General features: G+C 71.1%; 24 protein-coding genes. 14 read left to right on the forward strand and 10 right to left on the reverse strand.

Translation table 11 applies throughout. The features are described from left to right. Positions 1 to 51: 51 nt before the first annotated feature. Positions 52 to 744 (reverse strand): N-acetylmuramoyl-L-alanine amidase, encoded by a 693-nt coding sequence (locus ABT381_RS08920; RefSeq protein ID WP_351590073.1) that lies wholly within the window; start codon positions 742 to 744, stop codon positions 52 to 54. Between the two features lie 101 nt (positions 745 to 845). Between ABT381_RS08920 and mnmA the strand changes: the two genes are divergently transcribed. Then, a complete protein-coding gene (mnmA, locus tag ABT381_RS08925; RefSeq protein WP_351589947.1) occupies positions 846 to 1,964 on the forward strand; it encodes a tRNA 2-thiouridine(34) synthase MnmA in 1,119 nt (372 codons plus the stop codon). Between the two features lie 136 nt (positions 1,965 to 2,100). Continuing rightward, positions 2,101 to 3,270, forward strand: a complete 1,170-nt coding sequence (locus tag ABT381_RS08930; protein WP_351589949.1) for a DUF5685 family protein — start codon at positions 2,101 to 2,103, stop codon at positions 3,268 to 3,270. A gap of 38 nt (positions 3,271 to 3,308) precedes the next feature. Here ABT381_RS08930 and ABT381_RS08935 read toward each other — a convergent pair whose 3' ends face one another. The 5 genes from ABT381_RS08935 to ABT381_RS08955 all read right to left on the reverse strand — a co-directional run bounded on the left by ABT381_RS08935 (position 3,309) and on the right by ABT381_RS08955 (position 6,235). Continuing rightward, positions 3,309 to 3,737 (reverse strand): type II toxin-antitoxin system VapC family toxin, encoded by a 429-nt coding sequence (locus tag ABT381_RS08935; RefSeq protein ID WP_351589952.1) that lies wholly within the window; start codon positions 3,735 to 3,737, stop codon positions 3,309 to 3,311. After that, positions 3,734 to 4,009: a hypothetical protein gene (locus tag ABT381_RS08940; protein ID WP_351589955.1), complete on the reverse strand. Its 276-nt coding sequence runs from the start codon at positions 4,007 to 4,009 to the stop codon at positions 3,734 to 3,736. The genes ABT381_RS08935 and ABT381_RS08940 overlap by 4 nt, the downstream gene beginning before the upstream one ends. Before the next feature lie 43 nt (positions 4,010 to 4,052). Beyond that, positions 4,053 to 4,949, reverse strand: a complete 897-nt coding sequence (locus ABT381_RS08945; protein ID WP_351589958.1) for a hypothetical protein — start codon at positions 4,947 to 4,949, stop codon at positions 4,053 to 4,055. Positions 4,950 to 5,228: 279 nt separating this feature from the next. Next, positions 5,229 to 5,423, reverse strand: coding sequence for a DUF397 domain-containing protein (locus ABT381_RS08950; RefSeq protein WP_351589961.1), 195 nt, complete (start codon positions 5,421 to 5,423; stop codon positions 5,229 to 5,231). Beyond that, positions 5,420 to 6,235, reverse strand: a complete 816-nt coding sequence (locus ABT381_RS08955; protein WP_351589964.1) for a helix-turn-helix domain-containing protein — start codon at positions 6,233 to 6,235, stop codon at positions 5,420 to 5,422. The genes ABT381_RS08950 and ABT381_RS08955 overlap by 4 nt, the downstream gene beginning before the upstream one ends. Positions 6,236 to 6,382: 147 nt before the next feature. Between ABT381_RS08955 and ABT381_RS08960 the strand changes: the two genes are divergently transcribed. Continuing rightward, complete coding sequence (locus tag ABT381_RS08960) at positions 6,383 to 6,676, forward strand: hypothetical protein (protein WP_351589966.1); 294 nt, start codon at positions 6,383 to 6,385, stop codon at positions 6,674 to 6,676. An 8-nt stretch (positions 6,677 to 6,684) separates the two neighbouring features. Here the strand turns inward: ABT381_RS08960 and ABT381_RS08965 are convergent, their stop codons facing one another. Beyond that, positions 6,685 to 6,981 (reverse strand): hypothetical protein, encoded by a 297-nt coding sequence (locus tag ABT381_RS08965; protein WP_351589969.1) that lies wholly within the window; start codon positions 6,979 to 6,981, stop codon positions 6,685 to 6,687. A 311-nt stretch (positions 6,982 to 7,292) separates the two neighbouring features. Here ABT381_RS08965 and gdhA point away from each other — a divergent pair, with 311 nt between their 5' ends. From gdhA to gatB, 10 genes are all read left to right on the forward strand, one after another. Then, entirely contained in the window at positions 7,293 to 8,612 is a 1,320-nt protein-coding gene (gene gdhA, locus ABT381_RS08970) for an NADP-specific glutamate dehydrogenase (protein WP_351590076.1), read from the forward strand. A gap of 106 nt (positions 8,613 to 8,718) precedes the next feature. Then, positions 8,719 to 9,261, forward strand: a complete 543-nt coding sequence (locus ABT381_RS08975) for an LOG family protein (protein WP_351589971.1) — start codon at positions 8,719 to 8,721, stop codon at positions 9,259 to 9,261. 212 nt (positions 9,262 to 9,473) lie between these two features. Further along, positions 9,474 to 10,163 carry an SDR family oxidoreductase gene (locus tag ABT381_RS08980; protein WP_351589973.1) on the forward strand — a complete coding sequence of 230 codons (690 nt, stop codon included), beginning with the start codon at positions 9,474 to 9,476 and terminating at the stop codon, positions 10,161 to 10,163. Between the two features lie 57 nt (positions 10,164 to 10,220). Next, positions 10,221 to 11,249: a methionine synthase gene (locus ABT381_RS08985; protein WP_351589976.1), complete on the forward strand. Its 1,029-nt coding sequence runs from the start codon at positions 10,221 to 10,223 to the stop codon at positions 11,247 to 11,249. A 29-nt stretch (positions 11,250 to 11,278) separates the two neighbouring features. Then, a complete protein-coding gene (gene ligA, locus ABT381_RS08990; RefSeq protein WP_467754816.1) occupies positions 11,279 to 13,519 on the forward strand; it encodes an NAD-dependent DNA ligase LigA in 2,241 nt (746 codons plus the stop codon). A 157-nt stretch (positions 13,520 to 13,676) separates the two neighbouring features. Continuing rightward, complete coding sequence (locus tag ABT381_RS08995; protein ID WP_351589978.1) at positions 13,677 to 15,764, forward strand: putative bifunctional diguanylate cyclase/phosphodiesterase; 2,088 nt, start codon at positions 13,677 to 13,679, stop codon at positions 15,762 to 15,764. 146 nt (positions 15,765 to 15,910) lie between these two features. Beyond that, positions 15,911 to 16,207 (forward strand): Asp-tRNA(Asn)/Glu-tRNA(Gln) amidotransferase subunit GatC, encoded by a 297-nt coding sequence (gatC, locus tag ABT381_RS09000; RefSeq protein ID WP_030258164.1) that lies wholly within the window; start codon positions 15,911 to 15,913, stop codon positions 16,205 to 16,207. Positions 16,208 to 16,212: 5 nt separating this feature from the next. Further along, entirely contained in the window at positions 16,213 to 17,721 is a 1,509-nt protein-coding gene (gene gatA, locus ABT381_RS09005) for an Asp-tRNA(Asn)/Glu-tRNA(Gln) amidotransferase subunit GatA (protein WP_351589981.1), read from the forward strand. Continuing rightward, on the forward strand, positions 17,718 to 17,960 hold the full coding sequence (locus tag ABT381_RS09010) for a hypothetical protein (protein ID WP_030258159.1): 243 nt from the start codon (positions 17,718 to 17,720) through the stop codon (positions 17,958 to 17,960). Before gatA ends, ABT381_RS09010 begins: the two co-directional genes overlap by 4 nt. A 16-nt stretch (positions 17,961 to 17,976) precedes the next feature. Beyond that, a complete protein-coding gene (gene gatB, locus ABT381_RS09015) occupies positions 17,977 to 19,485 on the forward strand; it encodes an Asp-tRNA(Asn)/Glu-tRNA(Gln) amidotransferase subunit GatB (protein WP_351589986.1) in 1,509 nt (502 codons plus the stop codon). Positions 19,486 to 19,585: 100 nt separating this feature from the next. Here gatB and trxA read toward each other — a convergent pair whose 3' ends face one another. From trxA to ABT381_RS09030, 3 genes are all read right to left on the reverse strand, one after another. Beyond that, positions 19,586 to 19,960: a thioredoxin gene (trxA, locus tag ABT381_RS09020; protein ID WP_351589989.1), complete on the reverse strand. Its 375-nt coding sequence runs from the start codon at positions 19,958 to 19,960 to the stop codon at positions 19,586 to 19,588. Next, positions 19,957 to 20,394, reverse strand: a complete 438-nt coding sequence (locus tag ABT381_RS09025) for a MerR family transcriptional regulator (RefSeq protein WP_351589992.1) — start codon at positions 20,392 to 20,394, stop codon at positions 19,957 to 19,959. The genes trxA and ABT381_RS09025 overlap by 4 nt, the downstream gene beginning before the upstream one ends. 326 nt (positions 20,395 to 20,720) lie before the next feature. Further along, on the reverse strand, positions 20,721 to 21,908 hold the full coding sequence (locus tag ABT381_RS09030) for a LacI family DNA-binding transcriptional regulator (RefSeq protein ID WP_351589995.1): 1,188 nt from the start codon (positions 21,906 to 21,908) through the stop codon (positions 20,721 to 20,723). Positions 21,909 to 22,168: 260 nt separating this feature from the next. Between ABT381_RS09030 and ABT381_RS09035 the strand changes: the two genes are divergently transcribed. Continuing rightward, a complete protein-coding gene (locus ABT381_RS09035; RefSeq protein WP_351589998.1) occupies positions 22,169 to 23,197 on the forward strand; it encodes an SIS domain-containing protein in 1,029 nt (342 codons plus the stop codon). The last annotated feature ends 58 nt before the right edge of the window (positions 23,198 to 23,255 follow it).

Consider the following 23,255-nt stretch of genomic DNA (forward strand, 5'->3'; position numbering starts at 1 on the left):
GCGCGACCGGTACGCGGCGGTGCCGGGCCCGGCGGCCGGGCCCGCGGCGGCCTACGCCGGGGCCTTCCCCGGGTCCCGGCCCTTCCCCGGATTCCGGGACAGCGCCTCCCGCACCAGCCCCATGTACCGGTCCCAGTCCCAGTGCGGCCCCGGATCGGTGTGATCGGCCCCCGGCACCTCGATGTGGCCGATGACATGCTTCCGGTCCGCCGGAAACCCGTACCGCGCACAAATATCCGCCGTCAGCCGCGCCGAGCTCTCGTACATCGCGGCCGTGAAGTCCTGCGGCCGGTCGACGAAGCCCTCGTGCTCGATGCCGATGCTGCGCTCGTTGTACTCCCGGTTGCCTGCGTGAAAGGCGACATCCAGCTCCCGGACGGTCTGCGCGACATGCCCGTCCTTCCGGACGACGTAGTGCGCGGCCGCGCCGTGATCGGGATTGCGGAACACCCGCAGGGCGGTCGCATAGCTGCCCTGCACCACATGGATCACCACCCGGTCGATCACATAGTCGGCCGGGCGGTCGGCCCGCCGCCAGTTCGTCCCGGACGCGGCGGACCACTGCGCGCTCCGATAGTCCACCTCGCCCGGTTTGCGCGGTTTCTCCTGACCGGGCAGTCGCCACCACCAGCGCGCCACCTCGTCGTGCGCCGCCAGCCCCGCGGCCGCCACCGCGACCGTCCCGCCGATCAGCACCGCGCGGCGGCCGATGTTTCTGCGGCCCGTGTGATCACCGTCTCCCATGCGCTGAACAACGCTCACCACCCGCCTCCCGGTTCCGCCCGGCGGCCGGACACCTCTCCCCGTCCACCCCTGTCAGCGGTTCCGTCTACTCTGGAAGAGCTATGACTGACGCTCCCCGCCGCCTTCGCGTGCTCGCCGCCATGTCCGGCGGTGTCGACTCCGCCGTCGCCGCCGCCCGCGCCGCCGAGGCGGGCCACGACGTGACCGGCGTACACCTCGCGCTCTCCGAGAACCCCAAGTCCTTCCGCACCGGCGCGCGCGGCTGCTGCACGATCGAGGACTCGCACGACGCCCGCCGCGCCGCCGACGTCATCGGCATCCCCTTCTACGTCTGGGACCTCGCCGAGCGCTTCCGCGAGGACGTGGTGGACGACTTCGTCGCGGAGTACGAAGCGGGCCGCACGCCCAACCCGTGCCTGCGCTGCAACGAGAAGATCAAGTTCGCGGCGCTCCTCGACAAGGCCCTCGCCCTCGGCTTCGACGCGGTCTGCACGGGCCACTACGCCACGGTCGTGACCCGTGAGGACGGCAGCCGCGAGCTGCACCGCGCCTCCGACATGGCCAAGGACCAGTCCTACGTCCTCGGCGTCCTGGACGAGCGCCAGCTGGCGCACGCCATGTTCCCGCTCGGCGACACGCTCACCACGAAGGCCGAGATCCGCGAAGAGGCGGCCCGCCGCGGCCTGTTCGTCGCGAAGAAGCCCGACAGTCACGACATCTGCTTCATCGCCGACGGCGACACCCAGGGCTTCCTCGCGAAGCGCCTGGGCCGCGCCGAGGGCGACATCGTCGACGAGACAGGCAACGTCCTGGGCACGCACGAGGGCGCATACGGCTACACCATCGGCCAGCGCAAGGGCCTCCGCATCGGCACCCCGGCCCCCGACGGCAAGCCGCGCTACGTCCTGGACATCTCCCCGGTCGACAACACGGTCACGGTCGGCCCCGCCGCTTCCCTCGACGTGACGGCCCTCACCGCCATCCGCCCCCGCTGGTGCGGCACCCCGCCGGCCGGCCCCGGCACCTACACCGCCCAGCTCCGCGCCCACGGCGACGAGACGGAGGTAACCGCCGAGCCCACCGAGGACGGCTTCAAGGTCACCTTCACCACCCCGGCCCGAGGCGTCGCCCCCGGCCAGGCCGTCGTCCTGTACGACGGGACGAGGGTGGTCGGCTCGGCGACGATCGCGACCACCACGCGGGCCACGGCGGGGGTATGACACAGGCGCTATGGCTGGAAACCGCCCCATCTGACGACACGACGTCCATGCGGGGACCTGTATACGCCGTTTATGCAGGTCAGCGGCGTGGTCTGTACGATCCCCAGGCGCTGTCGACGTCATACGGGGGTTTCAGATGTTCGGAATCGTCAGGCCCTGCACGCATCGCCTGACCGAAGGGCTCAAAGCGGAGTGGATGGCCCATCTGTGCGGCCTCTGTCTCGCGCTGCGTAACGATCACGGGCAGTTCGCCCGGGTGGTCACGAACTACGACGGCCTGATCGTTTCCGTACTGACGGACGCTCAGACCGGCCGTGCGACGGCCGCGCGCCGCACCGCGGGCCCCTGCCCGCTCCGCGGCATGCGGACCGCTTCGGTGGCGCGGGGAGAAGGCGCTCGGCTCGCCGCATCGGTCTCCCTCGTCCTCGCTTCGGCGAAAATACGCGACCATGTCACCGACCGGAACGGACTGCTGCGCCGCCGCCCCGTGGCCGCCGCCGCGCGCAAGGTCGCCGCCGGGTGGGACCGGGCCGGAGCGCGCACCGGCAGCACGCTCGGCTTCGACACCGCCGTACTCGTCGACGCGGTCGACCGGCAGCCGGCCATCGAGCGGCTGGCCGGCCCCGGTACCCCGCTGACGGTCATCACCGAGCCGACCGAGACGGCGACCGCCGCGGCCTTCGCCCACACCGCGGTACTGGCGGGTAGGCCCGGCAACGCCGAGCCGCTGGCTGAAGCCGGCCGCCTCTTCGGCCGACTGGCGCACCTCCTCGATGCCGTGGAGGACCGTGCGGCGGACGCCGCGGAGGGCGCCTGGAACCCGCTCACCGCCACGGGGACCGGCCTCGACCAGGCCCGTCGCCTCTGCGACGACGCGCTGCACGGCATCCGACTCGCCCTGCGCGATGTCGACTTCGCCGACGCCGGGCTCGTCCACATACTGCTCGTCCACGAACTCCGCCGCTCGGTGGACCGCGCCTTCGGCACGACCTTGTGCCGCCACGCCGGGCACGGCGCTGCCCCTGGTCAGCCGCCAGGAGGCTTCGGGGGCGGCGGCTGGGGCGGCGACAAAGGCCCCCACTCGCCGAAGAAGCCCCGCGGTTTCTTCGCGGGCTGCGCGGCCTTCATCGGCCTGTGCTGTACTTGCAAGCTCTGTTGCGCCGACGAGTACGAGGGCCCCTGGTCCCGCAAGAAGCGCGAGGGCTGCTGCAACGACTGCGACTGCGGCGACTGCGGCGACTGCGGCAGCTGCGGCGGCTGCGGCGAATGCTGTGAGTGCTGCGGCTGCTGCGACTGCGGCTGCTGACCGCCGCAATCGCGGTACGCCCTCGCCGCGTCGGATCGCTATGCCGCGTGCTCCCAAGGATTGACGACGGCGACGCCGGTGCGCTCGAAGTGCTTGGCGTTCCGGGTGGCGACGGTCCAGCCATGGGCCAACGCGGTCGCCGCGATCAACGCGTCGGGCGGATCAATGCACGTCCCGGCAGCCTTGAGCTCCCTGTGCAGGGCGACGTACGAAGTCGCCTCGGGCTCATCGATGACGGCGATGCGGTCACGGTATTCCCGCCGCACCTTGTTCAACGCCTCGGCGTAGCGCCGTTGCCGGATCGCGTCGGGCGCGGCTGCGACGCCCGCCTCGATCTCGGCCATGGTGATCACGCTGACGAAGCGGCTGGTGCGTGCGGTCGAATGAAACCAGGAGAGGACGCGTTCATCGGGCCTGGCCCGTGTGGTGAGCTCCGCGATCACATTCGTGTCGAAGAGGAAGATCACTCGCCCGTCTCCTCGTCGTAGGACCGGGCGCCGAATTCCAGTCCCTCGAACGGTGCCGACAGGAGGAACTCTGCGAATCCGTCGAATCCCAAGGTGATCCACCGGTGGAGCATCTCCGGCAGTGCGTCGATGTCCGTGTCCGCCAGCTCGGCGTCGAAGTGGTGTCGCTGGTCCTCCGGGAGCGCCTCACGGATGTCCCGAATCGTGCGCAGAGGGTGCGCAGCACCATCGGGTGTCGTAGGACGTGAGTCGTCATGAGGTGCAGACGGCATCGGTGCCTCCCTCTCTGCGAGTGCGTGCGGCATTTCTGTCCTTTCAGGCTACGGCGAGGGACGCCGGCGTGGGCCGGTGGTGATGGGGTCGTGTCGGCTCAGGCAACGTGCCGTACCTGCCGGAGGCCGCGCAGTCCTGGCAGCGGCCCGGGTGGGTGGCGCGGAAGGCGCGGTCGCAGCCGTCGCAGTTCTGGAGGGGGACGACCGGCGGGCGGCCGGGCTCCGGCGCCGCCGGGCCCATGCGGCCCGTACGGCTCGTACGGGCTGGTGGGCGCAGGACGGCCAGCCGGTGGGCGAGGAGGCGCGCCGGACGGCGGACGATGCGGTCGGGGAGGTTGGCGGTCAGCGCGACGGTGATCTCTTGGGGCGTGATGCCCCGGGTCAGCCAGTCGGCGACCGCCGGTGCGAGCGTCGCGATCTCGCGCTCGGAGAGCAGCAGGCGACGATCGGTGAGAGGGAGATCGATGAGGACGGCGGCGGCGTCGGCGATCTCGGGGGCCCGCTCAACCACGTGTTCCGGGGTGGGGATTGGTTCCGGCGTGGGGCTGGGTTCCGGTGTGCGGTCCGGTTCCGGTACGGGCTCAGCCAGGGGTGCGGGCGGGGGCCCAGCCGGCGCTCCGGGGAGGTCGTACACGAGCGTGCGGGTGGTGATCCGGCCGCGCGGGCTGCGTTCCACGCGCCGCTCCAGCCAGCCTTCCGCCTCCAGCTCCCGCAGGGCGCGTGCGATGGCGATCTTGCCTTCGGAGAAGTGCGCGCACAGGGCCTCGATGGTGGCGGGGGCGCCGTCGGGGAGGGAGAGGAGGTACGCCGCGACACCGACCGTGACCGCGCTGCCGGGGCGCTGGGCAAGGCGGTTGGCGACAATGGTGAAGTCGGCGGTCTGGACGACACGGATGTGGATGATGCCGCCGCTGGCGGAGCAGGGCGCGTTAGACTTCATCGAAGTCATCGGGAAGGGCTCTTCTTCCTGGTGATCAGGCCCTCGATCGGGATTGCCGTCCCGCCGGGGGCCGTAACTTTTTGTGACTGTCGCGGCCGAGCGTAGCGGTATGCCGGGCGAATATTCCCCCAAGTCACCCGAAGGGGTGAGGCGTTGGGAAGCTGCAGGTCACAGACGGTGGGGTAGGTCGGTAGGTTCTTTACCTAGGTTCTTTAGGAGATCGTCCGGTACACCGGCGGGCGGCGGGGCGGAACCTCGCGCCGCCCCACCGGTGCACGGTCAGCCGACTCCAGGAGCGACCTGCGCGAACGCGACGAACTCCGCCCAGGCGCCGGGGGAGACGGTGACGTACGGACGCGCGGTGTCCTTGGAGTCCCGGACACGTATCGCCCCGGGACCGGTCGCCACCTCGACGCAGGCTTCGCCCTCACTGCCGCTGTAGCTGCTTTTGAACCACGCCGGATCGGTGTTCATGACTCTCCTGTCAGCAGACGCTGAATGAAAGCTCGCGACGCCTCGGCGTCGAGGGCCTGGGATCTGATGGTGCCGTAGCGATGACTCAACACGCTGACGTCATCGGGCTCGGTCAGGAAGTAACTGCCCTTTTGCCCCTCGACGTAGACGACGGTGTGGTGGTCCGGCGTCTCCAGCAAGGTCATGGGGCCGTCAAGCCCGGCGTGGGTCTCGCGCGCGAGCGGCATCACCTGCAACTGGACGTTGTGCAGTTCGGAGAGCTTGAGCAGGTGCTTCAACTGGTCTTCCCAGATCGTCCGTCCGCCGATCTTCCGATAGAGCGTGTGCTCCTCCAGCACGAAGGTCATCCGGCAGGCGGGCGTGCGCGTGAGCAGCTTCTGCGTCGCCAGCCGGGCCTGGACGGACTGCTCGATCTCCTCATCGGTCAGACTCGGGCGCAGGCAGCCGAGGACCGCGCGGGCGTACTCCGGGGTCTGCAGCAGACCGTGGAGCAGGTGCGTGCAGTAGACGTGGAGGGCAAGCGCCTGCGCCTGGAGATGGACGTACTCCTCCGCCCACGCCGGGTGATGTTTCTCCGACACGTCCGGGGCCAGGACGCAGAGCAGGCCGTCCGCGCCCAGTACGGCATCCACCGCGTCCACGTACCCCGGCTTCGGCGGGCGTTCGCCGCGCTCGACCATCGCGATGAAGGACTCGGAGTACGGGATGAGCGCGGACAGCTCGCGGCGGGTCAGGTCGCGTTTCTCGCGCAAGTAACGCGACTGCTTGCCGAAGATCAGGAGACTGGTGGGAGGTTCTTTGGACTTGGGCATCGGGCATCCTCCGCTGACGCCGGTCGTGACGGCGGTCGTGCGTCGTACGTCGTACTGCACTGCACGGATCGCACATCCGCTGCCCGTCTCCGCACAACGAATCCGATCCAGTACGCAGAGTAACCGCGACCACTGACAATCGGTCCCATGACGGATGAAATGCCTGGTGAAGTGCCCGTTCACGCCCTTCGGTTGCTGCCGTGGGCGACCGCTGACGGCCGTCCCTGCTACCTCTCGACCGACGGCACGGGGCCCGTATCCGCGCTCGCCGACAGCGTCGAGCGGATCCAGCTCGACATGGGCGCGGAACTCCTGCGGCACGCCCGTGCGATGCACGGTGACCCGAAGGTCACGGATGCCGAGTTCCGCTACCTGTCCCTCCGTCTGGCGGAGGCGCTGAGTGATGCGCTGCGCGTGGCGGACTGCCGTGCCCGTCGGTGATCGGAGGGCTAGCTGTCGGCCAGGGCCGCGAGGCCCTTGCGGAGGTCGTCCGCGTTCATGACCGGTGAGTACTGGACTTTGGCACCGAGTTCGAGGAAGAACGGCTCTCCGGTCTTCGGCATCTGGGACGAGTCCTGCATATCGAAGAAGATGTACGCCGTACGGCAGCCGTTCTCAGTGGTGAAGTAAGCCGCTTCGGGACGGAGGGCCGTCAGCGCATTCTCGATCGTCTTCGGAAGAGTGCCGTTTCTGATGGCATCGTTGGCCGTTGGTGTGGCGAGCTGGGCCTTGAGCAACATTCGCATGGGAAACCCCTTCCGGCCGGGCGGGTGCTCCTTGAGGGGTACCGAAAGGACCCGGTCGTGCATAACCAGCCTCCCGCCGCCCCGCCATGGCGGCAACGCGGGAGCGGAGCCCACCGGGTGCGCACCGGAAGTTCCACTCGGGTTCCAGGCCAACCGGATACCGTGCGTGGCGGGCGGGGACATAGAGTCGCGGGGCGACGGGACGTCAACGGCCGCCCAGGGGAAGGAAAATGATCGTGACGGTGCAAGCGGATCGTACGGAGCGTACGGAGGACAAGGCCGCCGGGGATCACCGGGCCGGTCCGGCCGGCCTGTATGCCGAACTGGTCCGGCGCAATCCCGGAGAGCCGGAATTCCACCAGGCGGCTCTGGAAGTGCTGGAGACCCTGGACCCGGTGCTCACCGCGCGCCGCGAGCTGGCCGACGCCCGCATTCTGGAGCGCGTCGTCGAGCCGGAGCGGCAGATCATGTTCCGGGTGCCGTGGATGGACGACAAGGGGCGGATCCACGTCAACCGCGGCTTCCGGGTGGAGTTCAACAGCGCCCTCGGCCCCTACAAGGGCGGCCTGCGCTTCCACTCCTCGGTCAACCTCGGCATCGTGAAGTTCCTCGGCTTCGAGCAGATCTTCAAGAACGCGCTGACCGGCCTGAACATCGGCGGCGGCAAGGGCGGCAGCGACTTCGACCCGCACGGCCGGTCCGACGCCGAGGTCATGCGGTTCTGCCAGTCCTTCATGACCGAGCTGCACCGCCACCTCGGGGAGCACACCGACGTACCGGCCGGCGACATCGGCGTCGGCGGCCGCGAGATCGGCTATCTGTTCGGCCAGTACCGGCGGATCACCAACCGCTGGGAGGCCGGGATGCTCACCGGCAAGGGTCTGGAGTGGGGCGGCTCGCTGGTCCGTACGGAGGCCACCGGGTACGGAAACGTACTGTTCACCGCTGAGATGCTGAAGGAGCGCGGCGAGGACCTGGACGGCCGGCAGGTCGTGGTCTCCGGTTCCGGCAACGTCGCGATCTACACGATCGAGAAGGCGCAGGCCCTCGGTGCCAACGTGCTGACCTGCTCGGACTCCGGCGGGTACGTCGTGGACGAGAAGGGCATCGACCTTGATCTGCTGAAGCAGATCAAGGAGGTCGAGCGCGGCCGCATCAGCGACTACGCGGAGCGGCGCGGGTCCTCGGCGACGTACGTGCCCGGCGGCTCCGTGTGGGACGTACCCGCCGATGTGGCGCTGCCCTCGGCCACGCAGAACGAGCTGGACGAGGACGCCGCGCGCGTCCTGGTGCGCAACGGCGTGAAGGCGGTGTCCGAGGGCGCGAACATGCCCACGACGCCCGGTGCGGTCGCGGTGTTCCGGGAGGCCGGGGTGGCCTTCGGGCCCGGCAAGGCGGCCAACGCGGGCGGCGTCGCGACGAGCGCGCTGGAGATGCGGCAGAACTCCGCACGGGAGTCGTGGACCTTCGAGCGTACGGAGGGCGAGCTCGCGGCCATCATGGAGAACATCCACCGCACGTGCTTCGAGACGGCCGAGCGGTACGGCCGCCCCGGCGACTACGTCGTGGGCGCGAACATCGCCGGGTTCGAGCGGGTCGCGGACGCGATGATGTCGCAGGGCCTGATCTGAGGCCGGTACGGCGTTTGATCTGACGAGCGGCTCCTACGGGTGGGCGGGGAGCGGGGCGGCGTACGTACGTCTGCTGCCCGCCGCTGCCCGCCCGTATGGTTGCGGTATGAACATTTGTGTCTTCTGCTCCGCCGCCGACCTCTCCGAGAGCTACACCGTCCCCGCCCGTGAATTCGCCGAGCTGATCGGCAAGGGCGGGCACGCGCTGGTGTGGGGCGGCTCGGACACCGGCCTGATGAAGGTCATGGCCGACGGCGTGCAGGAGAACGGCGGCCGGCTCATCGGCATCTCCGTGGAGTTCCTGGCCCACAAGGCGCGCGCGGGCGCGGACGAGATGGTGATCACCGCGGACCTCGCCGAGCGGAAGGCGGCGCTGCTCGCCCGCGCCGACGCCATCGTGGTGATGGTCGGCGGCACCGGCACGCTGGACGAGGCCACCGAGATCCTGGAGCTGCGCAAGCACGGGATGCACACCAAGCCCGTCGTGATCCTGAACACGAACGGCTTCTACGACGGGCTCAAGCAGCAGTTCCAGCGCATGGAGGCGGAGAACTTCCTCCCGGTGCCGCTCACCGAGCTGGCGTTCTTCGCCGAGGACGGCGTGGGCGCGCTGGCGTACCTGGAGGAGCAGGCGGGGGTGCGGGGCTGACAGCCGGCGCGGCGTGCGGGCGAGTTAGTACGACTTTCGCGCTGGCCCCGATTGCGCAGACCCGGAGGCCCCCACCAGGGGGATACCCAAGCGGGCGCGCGGATATCCGGCGGGGACAGCCGAGCGGCGCGCGGATATCTGGCAGGGACCCAGGCCCATACCGGCAGGGACCCAGGCGGCCGTCGGAAAGTCCGGCAATTAGGATCGCCGGTATGGGTACGCACTTGATCACCGGCGCAGGATCGGGCATCGGGACGGCGGTCGCGCGGCGGCTCGCCGACCGGGGCGAGGAGCTGTGGCTGCTGGCCCGGGACGCGGGCCGCGCCAAGGAGCTGGCCGCGCAGTTCCCCGGGGCCCGCACGGTCGTCGGTGACCTCGGCGTTCCGGAGAAGCTCGCCTGGGCGCTCGGCCACCAGACGCTGCCCGACCGGCTGGACTCCGTCCTGCACATCGCGGGCGTCGTCGAGCTGGGCACGGTCGCCGACCTGCCCGCCAAGAGCTGGCAGCGCCAGCTGACCGCCAACCTCGTCGCGCCGGCCGAGCTGACCCGCCTCTTCCTGCCGCAGCTGCGGCTCGCGCAGGGGCACGTGGTCTTCGTCAACTCCGGCGCGGGGCTGCGCGCGAACCCGCAGTGGGGCGCGTACGCGGCCAGCAAGCACGGCCTGAAGGCCCTCGCCGACGCGCTGCGCGCCGAGGAGCACGACAACGGGGTCCGCGTCACCTCCGTCTACCCGGGGCGCACCGCGACCGCCATGCAGGCGAGCGTGCACCAGCAGGAGGGCAAGGAGTACGACCCCGCCCGGTGGATCGACCCGGAGTCGATCGCGACCACCGTCCTCACGGCTCTCGACCTCCCCAGGGACGCCGAGATCACCGATCTCTCGGTCCGCCCGGGGCGCTGACCGCCCGCCGGCCGCCCGTGCGGCCGGCCTGCCGTCCCGCCGCATAGGGTCGGACGCGTGAGCGACAAGACGACTAACCCCTGGGGCGCCCGCGCGGCCACCGGTATCGGGTCGATGCCCGGTGGCGACGCGCGGGAGGCCGCGAAGACCGTCACAGGATCTCTCGACCGGCTGCCGTACCTGCCCGAGCTGCCCGCCCGCGGGCCCGGTGCCGACATGATCGGCCGGACCGCCGGGCTGCTCGTCGAGGTGTACGCGCACGTGGAGCCCAGCGGCTGGCGGATCAGCGACCGCCCCGGTCGCGATACCCGCCGGGCCCGGTCCTGGCTCGGCGAGGACCTCGACGCGCTGGAGGAGTTCGCGCAAGGGTACGAGGGCGCGCTGAAGGTCTCGGCCGTCGGGCCGTGGACGCTGGCCGCCGCGCTGGAGCGCCGCAACGGGGAGGCGGCGCTCGGCGATCCGGGCGCCTGCCGGGACCTCACCGCGTCGCTGGCCGAGGGCCTGCGGGCCCACCTCGCGGACGTACGGCGCCGCATCCCCGGCGCCCGGATCGTCCTCCAGCTCGACGAGCCGTCGCTGACCTCCGTACTGCGCGGCAGCGTGCGGACGGCGAGCGGCTACCGCACTTACCGGGCCGTGGACCGCGCCGTCGTCGAGGGCGCGCTCCGCGACATCATCGACGCGGCGGGCGGCGCGCAGGACGACGGCACGCCCGTCGTCGTGCACTCCTGCGCCCCCGACGTGCCGTTCGCGCTGCTGCGCCGGGCCGGGGCGACCGGCATCGCGTGCGACTTCTCGCTGCTCACCGAGCGTGATGACGAGGTGATCGGCGAGGCCGTCGAGGGCGGTACGACGCTCTTCGCCGGCGTCGTGCCGGGCACCGACGGCCCATTGTCAGACCCTGCCGGTAGCGTCATGGGTGTCAGGACGCTGTGGCGCAGGCTGGGGCTGAATCCGGGGACTCTCAGCGAGTCCGTGGTGATCACTCCCGCGTGCGGACTCGCGGGCGCTTCGCCCGAGTATGCCCGTAAGGTGCTCGCCCACTGCGTCCGGGCGGCGGGATCGCTCGCGGACAACCCTGAGTGAGCGCACTCAAGGACACGGGAGGACAGACGGTGGCCGGCGAAGAGCAGACCGGACAGGCGGCGGAGGGCGCGGCGGACGACGCGGCGGGAGCCGGCGTGCCCTCGGAGGCGCGCGAGCGGCACCAGCGGCTCGCGGAGCAGATCGAGGAGCACCGCTTCCGGTATTACGTGAAGGACGCCCCGGTCGTCAGCGACGCGGAGTTCGACAAGCTGCTGCGCTCCCTGGAGGCGCTGGAGGAGGAGCATCCGCAGCTGCGGACGCCCGACTCGCCCACGCAGAAGGTCGCGGGGGCGTACGAGACGGAGTTCACGGAGGTCGCCCACCGCGAGCGGATGCTCTCGCTGGACAACGCCTTCGACGATGAGGAGCTGGCCGCCTGGGCGGAGCGGATCGCGGCGGAGCTGGGCGGCGATCCGAAGTCGGCGAAGTACCACTTCCTGTGCGAGCTCAAGGTCGACGGCCTCGCGGTCAACCTCACGTACGAGCACGGCAGGCTGACCCGCGCCGCCACCCGGGGCGACGGCCGCACGGGCGAGGACATCACGCCGAATGTGCGGACGATCGCGGACATCCCCGACCGGCTCAAGGGCGACCGCGTCCCGGAGCTGGTGGAGATCCGCGGCGAGGTCTTCTTCCCGATGGAGGCGTTCGAGCAGCTCAACGCCCGCCTGGTGGCGGACGGCAAGCCCCCGTTCGCCAACCCGCGCAATGCCGCGGCCGGTTCGCTGCGCCAGAAGGACCCCAAGGTCACGGCGACCCGCCCGCTGCACATGGTGGTGCACGGCACCGGCGCCCGTGAGGGCTTCGACATCGACCGCCAGTCGCAGGCGTACGACCTGCTGCGCGAGTGGGGCCTGCCCACGGCGAAGCACAACAAGGTCGTCGACTCGCTGGCGGCGGTGCGGGAGTTCATCGCGTACTACGGCGACCACCGGCACGACGTCGAGCACGAGATCGACGGCGTCGTCGTCAAGCTCGACGAGATCCGGCTGCAGGGCCGCCTCGGCGCGACCTCGCGCGCGCCGCGCTGGGCGATCGCGTGGAAGTACCCCCCGGAGGAGGTCAACACCAAGCTGCTGGACATCCGGGTGGGTGTCGGGCGGACCGGCCGGGTGACGCCGTACGCCGTCGTCGAGCCGATCATGGTGGCCGGTTCCGAGGTGGAGTTCGCCACGCTGCACAACCAGGACGTGGTCAAGGCCAAGGGCGTCTTCATCGGCGACACGGTCGTGCTGCGCAAGGCGGGCGACGTGATCCCCGAGATCCTCGGGCCGGTGGTGGACCTGCGGGACGGCAGCGAGCGGGAGTTCGTGATGCCGGCCGAGTGCCCGGAGTGCGGGACGGCGCTGCAGCCCGCCAAGGAGGGCGACATCGACCTGCGCTGTCCGAACGCGCGGGGCTGCCCTGCGCAGTTGCGGGAGCGGCTGTTCTACCTCGCGGGCCGCAAGAGCCTGGACATCGAGAACTTCGGATACGTCGCGGCGACGGCGCTGACCCAGCCGCTGGAGCCGGCCGAGCCGCCGCTGAAGGACGAGGGCGACCTCTTCGGGCTCTCCATCGAGCAGCTGCTGCCCATCAAGTCGTACGTGCTCGACCCGGACAGCGGGCTGCCCAAGCGGGATCCGAAGACCGGCGAGGAGAAGGTCGTCACGTTCTTCGCCAATCAGAAGGGCGAGCCGAAGAAGAACGCCCTGGCGATGCTGGAGAACATCCAGGCGGCCAAGGAGCGCCCGCTGGCCCGCATCCTGACGGGCCTTTCGATCCGGCACGTGGGCCCGGTCGCGGCGCAGGCGCTGGCCATGGAGTTCCGTTCGCTGGACCGGATCCGGGAGGCGAGCGAGGAGGAACTGGCCGCGGTCGAGGGCGTCGGCGGGACCATCGCCGCCTCGCTGAAGCAGTGGTTCGAGGAGGAGTGGCACCGCGACATCGTGGACAAATGGCGCGCCGCCGGGGTCCGGATGGAGGAGGAAAGCACCGGCGACGAAGGCCCGAGGCCGCTGGAGGGCGTCACCGTCGTCGTAACGGGAACACTTCAATCACACACCAGAGATGGCGCGAAGGAAGCGCTGCAACGTCTTGGAGCGAAAGTGACCGGTTCTGTCTCGAAGAAGACCGGTTTCGTCGTTGTAGGCGACAATCCTGGTTCGAAATATGACAAAGCTATGCAGTTGAAGGTGCCCGTGCTGGACGATGACGGCTTCGCGGTGCTGCTCGAAGAGGGCCCCGACGCCGCCCGCGCGGTAGCGGTCACGCCCCCGGAGGAGGAGTGAGTAAGTCACTTCTTCGGCGCATACCAGACGCTTACGGGTGGTCGGGTCGCATTCGGGCAACCGCTGCCGATCGCTGCCCGTGGTGGCCTTCTGCGGCCTACTGTTGAGGGGTGCGCCTGCCGTGGCGCGGGCACAGCCGGCTGTGAGAGGTATCGGAATGGAACCGACCGACAGCGCCGCTCCGGCGTCGCGGCTCCGGCGGCTCGTCATGCCCGCGTTGCCCGCGGCTGTGGTTCTGACGGCCGCCGTGGTGCTCGTGACGGGCGTCCTCATGACGATCGGAGGCGGCGCCGCGCTCTTTCCGCGCGGCGCCGTCGGCTGGTCGCTGGCCGTCCTCACCGGCGTGATCGTCGGGCATCTCGTCGCCATCGGCAGGGACCGCTGGACCGGCGGCACCGGCTCCGGTGCCGCGCTGGCCCTGGCGGTCCTGCTGCTGTACGGCTGGGTGCCCGCCCTGTTGATCAGCCTGTCCGTGGTCGTCCTGGTCGGCGCCGCGCGCCGGCAGCGCTGGCGACAGGCAGTCGTGCACGGCGCGATCGACGTCCTCGGCCTGGGCACGGCGGCGCTGGGCCTCGCCGCGTTCGGCATCGCGCCCAGCGTGGCCGATCCCGGCCGCCCCGGGGACTGGGACCTGTCCGTACTGCCGCCGATCCTCGGATCGGCGCTGGTGTATCTGGCCGTCACCCGGGCGCTGCTCTGGTTCCTGATGGGCTCGCGCAACGGCCGGCTGCCGTCCATCGCGCGCCGGGCGGTGACCCGGCAGGCCCTGGTCGGCGTCGCGCTGGTGGGCATAGCCCCGCTGATCGTGGTGGTCGCCGAGCACACGCCGCTGCTGCTGCCGCTCTTCGCCGTGCCGCTCATCGCGCTGGACTCCACGCTGTGGATCGCCCGGGCACGCGCCGAGGAGCAGCTGCGCGACCCGCTGACGGGCCTGCCGAACCGGCAGTGGCTGCTGGAGCGGACCTGGAGCGCGCTGGACGACGCCGAGCGCGTCGGCGCCCGCGCCGCCCTCGTACTGATCGATCTCGACCGTTTCCGGTCGGTCAACGACACCCTCGGACACCTCGCCGGTGACCGCCTGCTGCTCCAGATCGCCGAGCGGCTGCGGCAGGCCCTGCCCCGCGGAGCGGAGGCCGCGCGGCTGGGCGGCGACGAGTTCGCGGTGCTGCTGCCCACCGCCGATTCCCTCACCAGCGCGCAGCGGGTGGCCCGTTCGCTTGTCGCCGCGCTGGGCTCGCCCCTCGACCTGGACGGGCTGACGCTGGTGCTCGAGGCGAGCGCCGGCGTCGCGGTCTACCCGGACCACGCGCTGGACGCCGAGGGCCTGCTGCGCCGCGCGGACGTCGCGATGTACCAGGCGAAGCGGGACCGCAGCGGCGTCGAGGTCTACGAAGCCAAGCGCGACGGCAACACCCCCGACCGGCTCGGCCTCCTCGGCGACCTGCGCCGGGCGCTGGACGCGGGCGAGGTCGAGCTGCACTACCAGCCCAAGGTCCGCTTCGACGGCCAGGTCGCCGGGCTGGAGGCGCTGGTGCGCTGGGTGCACCCGGACCGCGGGAGAGTCCCTCCGGACGAGTTCATCGCCATCGCCGAGTCCTCCGGGCTGATGCCGCGGCTGACCGAGTACGTCCTGGAGACCGCGCTCGGCCAGGTGGCGCGCTGGCGCGCGGACGGCCTGGAGGTCCCGGTCGCGGTGAACGTCTCGCCGCGCGACGTGCACACCCCCGGCTTCGCCGGCGCGGTGGCCGCGCGGCTGGCGCGGCACCAGGTACCGCCCGGCGCGCTCCAGCTGGAGATCACCGAGCACGTGCTGCTGGAGGACCCGCAGCGCGCCGCCGACACGCTGAACGGCCTGACCGGCCACGGCGTGAAGATGTCGCTCGACGACTTCGGCACGGGGTACAGCTCCCTGGTGCACCTGCGCCGGCTGCCCGTCAGCGAGCTGAAGATCGACCGCTCGTTCGTGGCCCGGCTCGCGGTGGACACCGAGGACGCCGAGATCGTCCGCTGCACGCTCGACCTCGCCCACTCCCTCGGGCTGCTCGTCGTCGCGGAGGGCGTCGAGGACGACGAGACCTGGGAGCGGCTGCGCGACCTGGGCTGCGACGCGGTACAGGGCTGGCTGGTGGCGGCCGCGATGCCGCCGGACGAGACGACGGCGTGGCTGCGTGCGCGGGAGCACGGCGGCTGGCGCCGCGAAGTGGACGACGAGGCGGACCAGCCCTCCGGTCAGGTCGTGAAGTAAGCCGCCCCCGCCGTGCCGGGAGAGCGCCCTCCGGGTGCTGTCCTCAAACGCCGGACGGGCTGTTCTTCAACCGTTTCGCCGTCACGACACCGCGCGCCATAGGATTGGGGCGAATACTCCACCGGAAACCAGCAGAGGATCGCTGCATGCCTGGCATCACGCGCGAGGAGGTCGCCCACCTCGCACGGCTGGCACGTCTGGAGCTGAAGGACGAAGAGCTCGACCACTTCGCCGGACAGCTCGACGACATCATCGGCGCGGTAGCCCGCGTCTCCGAGGTCGCCGACCAAGACGTTCCGCCGACCTCCCACCCGCTGCCCCTGACGAACGTCATGCGGGCGGACGAGGTGCGCCCGTCGCTCACCCCCGAGCAGGCGCTCTCCGGCGCGCCCGCCCAGGAGCAGCAGCGATTCAAGGTGCCGCAGATCCTGGGGGAGGAGTGACCGAGATGGCGCAGACCGCAGCACACGAACTGATCAAGCTGACCGCCGCCGAGACCGCAGCGAAGATCGCGGCCGGTGAGGTCACCGCCGTCCAGGTCACCGAGGCCCACCTGGCCCGGATCGAGGCCGTGGACGAGAAGGTGCACGCCTTCCTGCACGTCGACCGGGAGGGCGCGCTCGCCCAGGCCCGCGCCGTGGACGCCAAGCGCGAGCGCGGCGAGAAGCTCGGCCCGCTGGCCGGCGTCCCGCTCGCCCTGAAGGACATCTTCACCACCGAGGGCGTCCCGACCACCGTCGGCTCCAAGATCCTCGAAGGCTGGATCCCGCCGTACGACGCGACGGTGACCCAGCGCCTCAAGGCCGCCGACGTCGTCATCCTCGGCAAGACCAACATGGACGAGTTCGCCATGGGGTCGTCCACCGAGAACAGCGCGTACGGCCCGACGGGCAACCCGTGGGACCTCACCCGCATCCCCGGCGGCTCCGGCGGCGGCTCGTCCGCGGCCCTCGCCTCGTACGAGGCCCCGCTGGCGATCGGTACGGACACCGGCGGTTCGATCCGCCAGCCCGCGGCCGTCACCGGCACCGTCGGCGTGAAGCCGACGTACGGCGGCGTCTCGCGGTACGGCATGGTCGCGTTCTCGTCCTCCCTCGACCAGGGCGGGCCCTGCGCCCGTACGGTCCTGGACGCGGCGCTGCTGCACGAGGCGATCGCGGGCCACGACCCGCTCGACTCCACCTCCATCGACGCGCCGGTCCCGGCCGTCGTCGAGGCCGCCCGCAACGGCTCCGTACAGGGCATGCGCGTCGGCGTGGTGAAGCAGTTCCGCGGCGAGGGCTACCAGGACGGTGTCATCCAGCGGTTCGACGAGTCCGTCGCGCTGATGAAGGAGCTGGGCGCCGAGATCGTCGAGCTGGACTGCCCGTCCTTCGACCTGGCGCTGGCGGCGTACTACCTCATCGCGCCCTCGGAGTGCTCCTCCAACCTCGCCCGCTTCGACGCCATGCGCTACGGCCTGCGGGTCGGCGATGACAGCACGAAGTCCGCCGAGGAGGTCACCGCGCTGACCCGCGAGGCCGGCTTCGGCCCCGAGGTCAAGCGCCGGATCATGCTCGGCACGTACGCGCTCAGCTCCGGCTACTACGACGCGTACTACGGCTCCGCGCAGAAGGTGCGGACCCTGATCACCCGCGAGTTCGAGGCGGCGTTCGAGCAGGTCGACGTGATCGTCTCGCCGACCACGCCCACCACCGCCTTCCCGATCGGCGAGCGCGCCGACGACCCGATGGCGATGTACCTCGCGGACGTGTGCACGCTCCCCGTGAACCTGGCGGGGAACGCGGCCATGTCGCTGCCCTGCGGCCTGGCTCCCGAGGACGGGCTGCCCGTGGGCCTGCAGATCATCGCCCCCACCATGAAGGACGACCGGCTGTACAAGGTCGGTGCCGCCGTCGAGGCCGCCTTCGTGGAAAAGTGGGGCCACCCGCTGCTGGAGGAGGCACCGTCACTGTGAGCGCCATCACCAAGAAGGCCAAGAACTTCAAGAAGTCCAAGTCGGGTCTGTACCTGTCGATGGGCACCACCGCTTTCGGCGCGCTCAGCGTCGCCAAGCAGGCGAAGCTGGCCCGGCAGGAGAACGACACGCTGCGACTGATCGACGCGGCCGTCTCGGCCGCGGCCATCGTCACCGGCCTGGCGATCCTCTACCGGGAACTGAAGCACCTGGGCGACGACGACGTCCTGCTGGGCTGAGAGGGATTGTTTCACCGTGACTGTCACTGACCTGGTCTCGTACGAGGACGCCCTCGCGACGTACGAGCCCGTCATGGGGCTCGAGGTGCACGTCGAACTCGGCACCAAGACCAAGATGTTCTGCGGGTGTTCGACGGCGCTCGGCGCCGACGCCAACACCCAGACCTGCCCCACCTGTCTGGGCCTGCCCGGCTCGCTCCCGGTCGTCAACGCGATCGGCGTCGAGTCGGCCATCAAGATCGGCCTGGCCCTGAACTGCTCGATCGCCGAGTGGTGCCGCTTCGCCCGGAAGAACTACTTCTATCCGGACATGCCGAAGAACTTCCAGACCTCCCAGTACGACGAGCCGATCGCCTTCGACGGCTACCTCGACGTACAGCTGGAGGACGGCGAGATCTTCCGCGTGGAGATCGAGCGCGCCCACATGGAGGAGGACACCGGCAAGTCCACGCACGTGGGCGGCGCGACGGGCCGTATCCACGGCGCCTCGCACTCCCTCCTGGACTACAACCGCGCCGGCATCCCGCTCATCGAGATCGTCACCAAGCCGATCACCGGTGCCGGCGAGCGCGCCCCCGAGGTCGCCAAGGCGTACGTCGCCGAACTGCGCGAGCTCATCAAGGCGCTCGGCGTCTCCGAGGCCCGCATGGAAATGGGCCAGATGCGCTGCGACGTGAACCTCTCGCTGATGCCCAAGGGCAGCGAGAAGTTCGGCACGCGCTCGGAGACCAAGAACGTCAACTCCCTGCGCAGCGTCGAGCGTGCGGCGCGGTACGAGGTCCAGCGGCACGCCGCGGTGCTCTCGTCCGGCGGCACGATCATCCAGGAGACCCGCCACTTCCACGAGGAGGACGGCTCCACGACGTCCGGCCGCGTGAAGGAGGAGGCGGAGGACTACCGGTACTTCCCGGAGCCCGACCTGGTCCCCGTCGCCCCGTCCCGTGAGTGGGTCGAGGAGCTGCGGCGCGGCCTGCCCGAGCTGCCGCGCCTGCGCCGCAACCGGCTGCGCGAGGAGTGGGGCGTCTCCGAGCACGACATGCAGTCGATCCTCAACGCCGGTGCGGTCGACCTGATCGTCGCCACCACGGAGGCCGGCGCGGACGCCGCGGCCGCCCGCAAGTGGTGGATGGGCGAGCTGGCCCGCCGCGCCAACGAGGACGGCGTGGACCTGGCCGCCCTGCCCATCACCCCGGCCGACGTGGCCCGGGTGGCGGCGCTGGTCGCCGAGGGCTCCCTCAACGACAAGCTGGCCCGCCAGACCATCGAGGGCGTACTGGCCGGCGAGGGCACCCCGGACGAGGTCGTCGAGAAGCGCGGCCTGAAGGTCGTCTCCGACGAGGGCGCGCTCGGCAAGGCCGTCGACGAGGCGATCGAGTCCAACGCCGCCATCGCCGACAAGATCCGCGGCGGCAAGGTCGCCGCGGCCGGCGCCCTGGTCGGCGCGGTAATGAAGGCCACCCGAGGCCAGGCCGACGCGGCCCGCGTCCGCGAGCTGATCCTGGAAAAGCTGGGCGTGGAGGGCTGATCCCGGCCCGCTGCATGCGACGAGGGGCGGCGCACCTACGGGTGCGCCGCCCCTCTGTCGAGCACATCGAACACGACGGCATCGATCTACGGCTCTTCGCTCACCGACCGGCTCGCAGGAGATCCGTCTCGTCGACGTGCGGCAGGACGTCCTCCAGGTCCTGCAGCAGCCGCCGCTTCGGCCGCGCGCCGACCATCTCCTTCACCAGCTCGCCCCCGCGGTAGACGTGCAGGGTGGGCGCGGCGAGGACGTTGCAGGCGACCATCGTGGCGGGGTTCTCGTCGGTGTTGAGCTTGGCGACGGTCAGGCGGCCGGCCTCCTCGCGGGCGATCTGGTCGAGGACCGGCGCCAGCTGCCGGCACGGACCGCACCAGGGCGCCCAGAACTCGACGAGGACGGGCCGCGCGCTGCGCAGCACCAGCTGGTCGAAGGTGTCGTCGGTGACGGTGACGACGGCGGGTTCGGTGGTGGTCATTCGCGCGTCCTTCGCTCTCGGGCGGGCCGGTCGGGATCATCCGGAAACTCGGGGGAGAACTCGCAGCGCGGAGCGGCGGCCCGGGCCTCGACGGCCCGCTCCAGTTGTGCGGCGACGTGCTCGCGTACCTCGGCGAGACGGGCCGCGCACGCGTCCAGCTCGGCGAGCTTGCGCCGGTAGACGGCGATCGAGTCGGGACAGCGGTCGCCGGTCTCGTGCCCGTCGCGCAGGCACTCGACGAACGGCCGGGTCTCCTCCAGCCCGAAGCCGAGATCCAGCAGCGAGCGGATCTCCCGCACCATCCGCAGGTCCTCGCCCCCGTACTCGCGATAGCCGTTGGCAGCCCGCCGGGCCCTCAGCAGTCCCTGCGCCTCGTAGTAACGCAGCGACCGCGTGCTCACCCCGGCCAGCTCGGCCAGTTCCCCGATCCGCACGGCGACTCCTCCCTGGTTCATCCGAGACGCTAGACCTTGACACCGACGTGAAGGCCAGCGCCGGGGCCGAGCGGTTTCCCGGCCTCACGACTTGCCGGGGAGCTCCTGGCGCACCAGTGCGTGGGCGAGGGGCTCGCCCGGTCGCCGCGTGGGCGAGTCGCTGGCGTACCTCGGCCATGGTGCGGGGGCGGTAACCCGGGCCGCCGCAGCAAGACTTGTGAGGCAGACGTAGCAGGTTCTCGCGTGACCGGGCATGTGGCGAGAGTAGGCCCTGAGGCGGCCGGGAGCGATGGAGTTTCGGGGCCGTCACTTCTCCGGTGGGTGGGTCAGCGGGAGGCTTCCGGAGGCGGGGCGATCGACTCTCGTTCGATGAATTCCGTGTCCAGGACGATGTGTTCCGGGGGACGGGTGGCGCCTTCGATGCGGGAGACGAGGGTGTGGACGGCGCGGGCGCCGAGTTCCTGGACGGGCTGGGCCACGACGCTGACGCGGGGGCGCACGGCGCGGGCCCAGTCGGTGTCGTCGAAGGTGACGACGGAGAGGTGTTCGGGGACGCGGAGGCCGTGGTCGCGGGCGGCGGAGAGGACGCCGAGGGCGATCATGCTGTCGGTGGCGAAGACGGCGGTGGGCGGCTCGGGGAGGGACAGCAGCTCGGCGGTCAGGTCGGCCGGGTCCTCGCGGTGGAACGTACCGGTACGGAGGTAGGTGTCGGTGTCGGTGAGGCCGGCCTCGCGGAGGGCGGTGCGATAGCCCTCGATGCGTTCCAGGCCGGTGGAGACCGGGTCGGTGGAGACCGGATCGGTGGAGGCCGGGTCGGTGGAGACCGGGTCAGTGGGGGCGGCGTCCGGGACCTGGTCGGTGGCCGCCGCCCCGGCGCCCGGCGCATCGGCGGAGGCGCCCGCAGGCGTCGCGGGCGCGCTGCCCAGCAGGCTGACCAGGGCGATCCGGCGGTGGCCCGCGGCGAGCAGGCGGCGTACCGCGTCCTGCGCTGCGCCGTGGTTGTCGACGGTGACGGAGTCGGCGGGGAGGCCGGGCGCCTGGCGGTCGAGGAGGACGACGGGGCAGCCGGCGGCGTGCGCGGCCGCCAGGTGGGCGGTCTCGGTGGTGGCGGCCGGGGCGACGATCAGCCCGTCGACGTGCTTGTCGCGCAGCATCTTCACCGCGGCGCGCTCGGCGGCGACGTCCTCGTCGGTGTTGGCGAGCAGGACCTGGTACCCGGCGGCGCGGGCCGCGTCGGTGATGCCGCGGGTGACGCCCGCGAAGAACGGGTTCTGGATGTCGGCGACGATCGCGCCGAGGGTGTGCGTCCGTCCCGTGATCATGGACCGGGCCAGCAGGTTGGGGCGGTAGCCGAGCTTCTCGGCCGCGGCCCGTACGCGTTCGCGTGCCTCGGGGCTGACCGAGCCGTAGTCGGCCAGCGCGCGGGAGGCGGTGGAGCGGGACACGCCCGCCTCGCGCGCGACGTCGGGGAGGGTCGCGGGGCGGCCTGCGGGCTTGCGTCGGTTCGTCGTCATGGCGTCGTCAGGCTATCGGGTCGCGACAGGGGATTGACGGCGGGGAGTTGGCGGTGGGAAGGTTCCCAACACCGCGAGTGAGAACGTTCCCAATCGCCCACCTCGCGCTGGGTTGAGAACGTTCTCAACCGTGTCCCGGGCTGCCCCGGGCTGCCCCGGGCTGCCCGGGAACGGCCCGCGTCGCACCGCCCCGAGCCACCCGCACCACACTACCCCGCATCACTCCGCCCCACCCCGCAACCGCTCAGGAAAGGAACCGCGTGACTACCGCATCCCTGCCCCTCCAGCCGATCACCGAGGACTTCAAGGAGGCCGTGTCCTTCGCCCTCAGCCAGAACGAGGCCGCGCGCACGTTCGTCGACGAGGTCGTCGCGGGCGGGCTGCGCAACGTCTTCCTCGTCGGCTGCGGCGGCTCGCTCACCGCCGCCTACCCGGCGCACTTCCTGCTGGAGACCCGGGCCTCGTTCCCCGTCTTCCACATGAACAGCGACGAGTTCAACCTGCGCCGCCCCGCGCTGCTCGGCGAGGGCTCGCTCGTCCTGGTGTCCTCGCACACCGGCACCACCAAGGAGACCGTCGCGGCCGCCGAGTACGCGCGCGGCGCCGGTGCCAAGGTCGCCGCGCTCACGCGCAGCGCCGACAGCCCCCTCGCGAAGGCCGCGCACACCGCGTTCACCTACCGCAGCGAGGACACCGTCGTCGCGCCCAAGGGCGTGCTGTTCGGGCAGCTCGTGTACGCGCTGCTGGAGAAGACCGGCGCCGAGGGCGACTACGCGGCGATCCGCACGGCGTACGAGGCGCTGCCCGAGGCGCTGCACAAGGCGCAGGAAGAGGGGGAGGAGCTGGCCGCCGCCATCGCCACCGCGCTGGCCGACGAGAACGTGACGTACGTGCTGTCGGCCGGGCCCAACTACGGTGCCGGCTACGGCTTCACGATGTGCTACCTGATGGAGATGCAGTGGAAGCACGGCGGCAGCTACAACGCCGGTGAGTTCTTCCACGGTGCCTTCGAGGTGGTCACCGAGGACCAGCCGGTGATCCTCTTCCTCGGCGAGGACACCACCCGCCCGATGGCCGAGCGCGCCAAGACCTTCCTGGACAAGTACACCAAGAAGGCCCACTACGTGGACTCGCGGATCTTCTCGCTGCCCGGCGTCCCGGAGGAGGTGCGCGGCGACATCACGCCGATCGCGCTGGACGTCTTCGGCACCCGGCTCGCCCGCCACTACGAGTCGGTGCGCGGCCACGACCTGGACAAGCGCCGCTACATGTTCCAGGTCGACTACTGATCCCGGAACCCCCGCGCGAGACCCGGCCCGGTGCGGTGCCGCACCGGGCCGTCCCGTA

The organism is Streptomyces sp. NPDC000151, assembly GCF_040301705.1.
GTDB lineage: Bacteria > Actinomycetota > Actinomycetes > Streptomycetales > Streptomycetaceae > Streptomyces.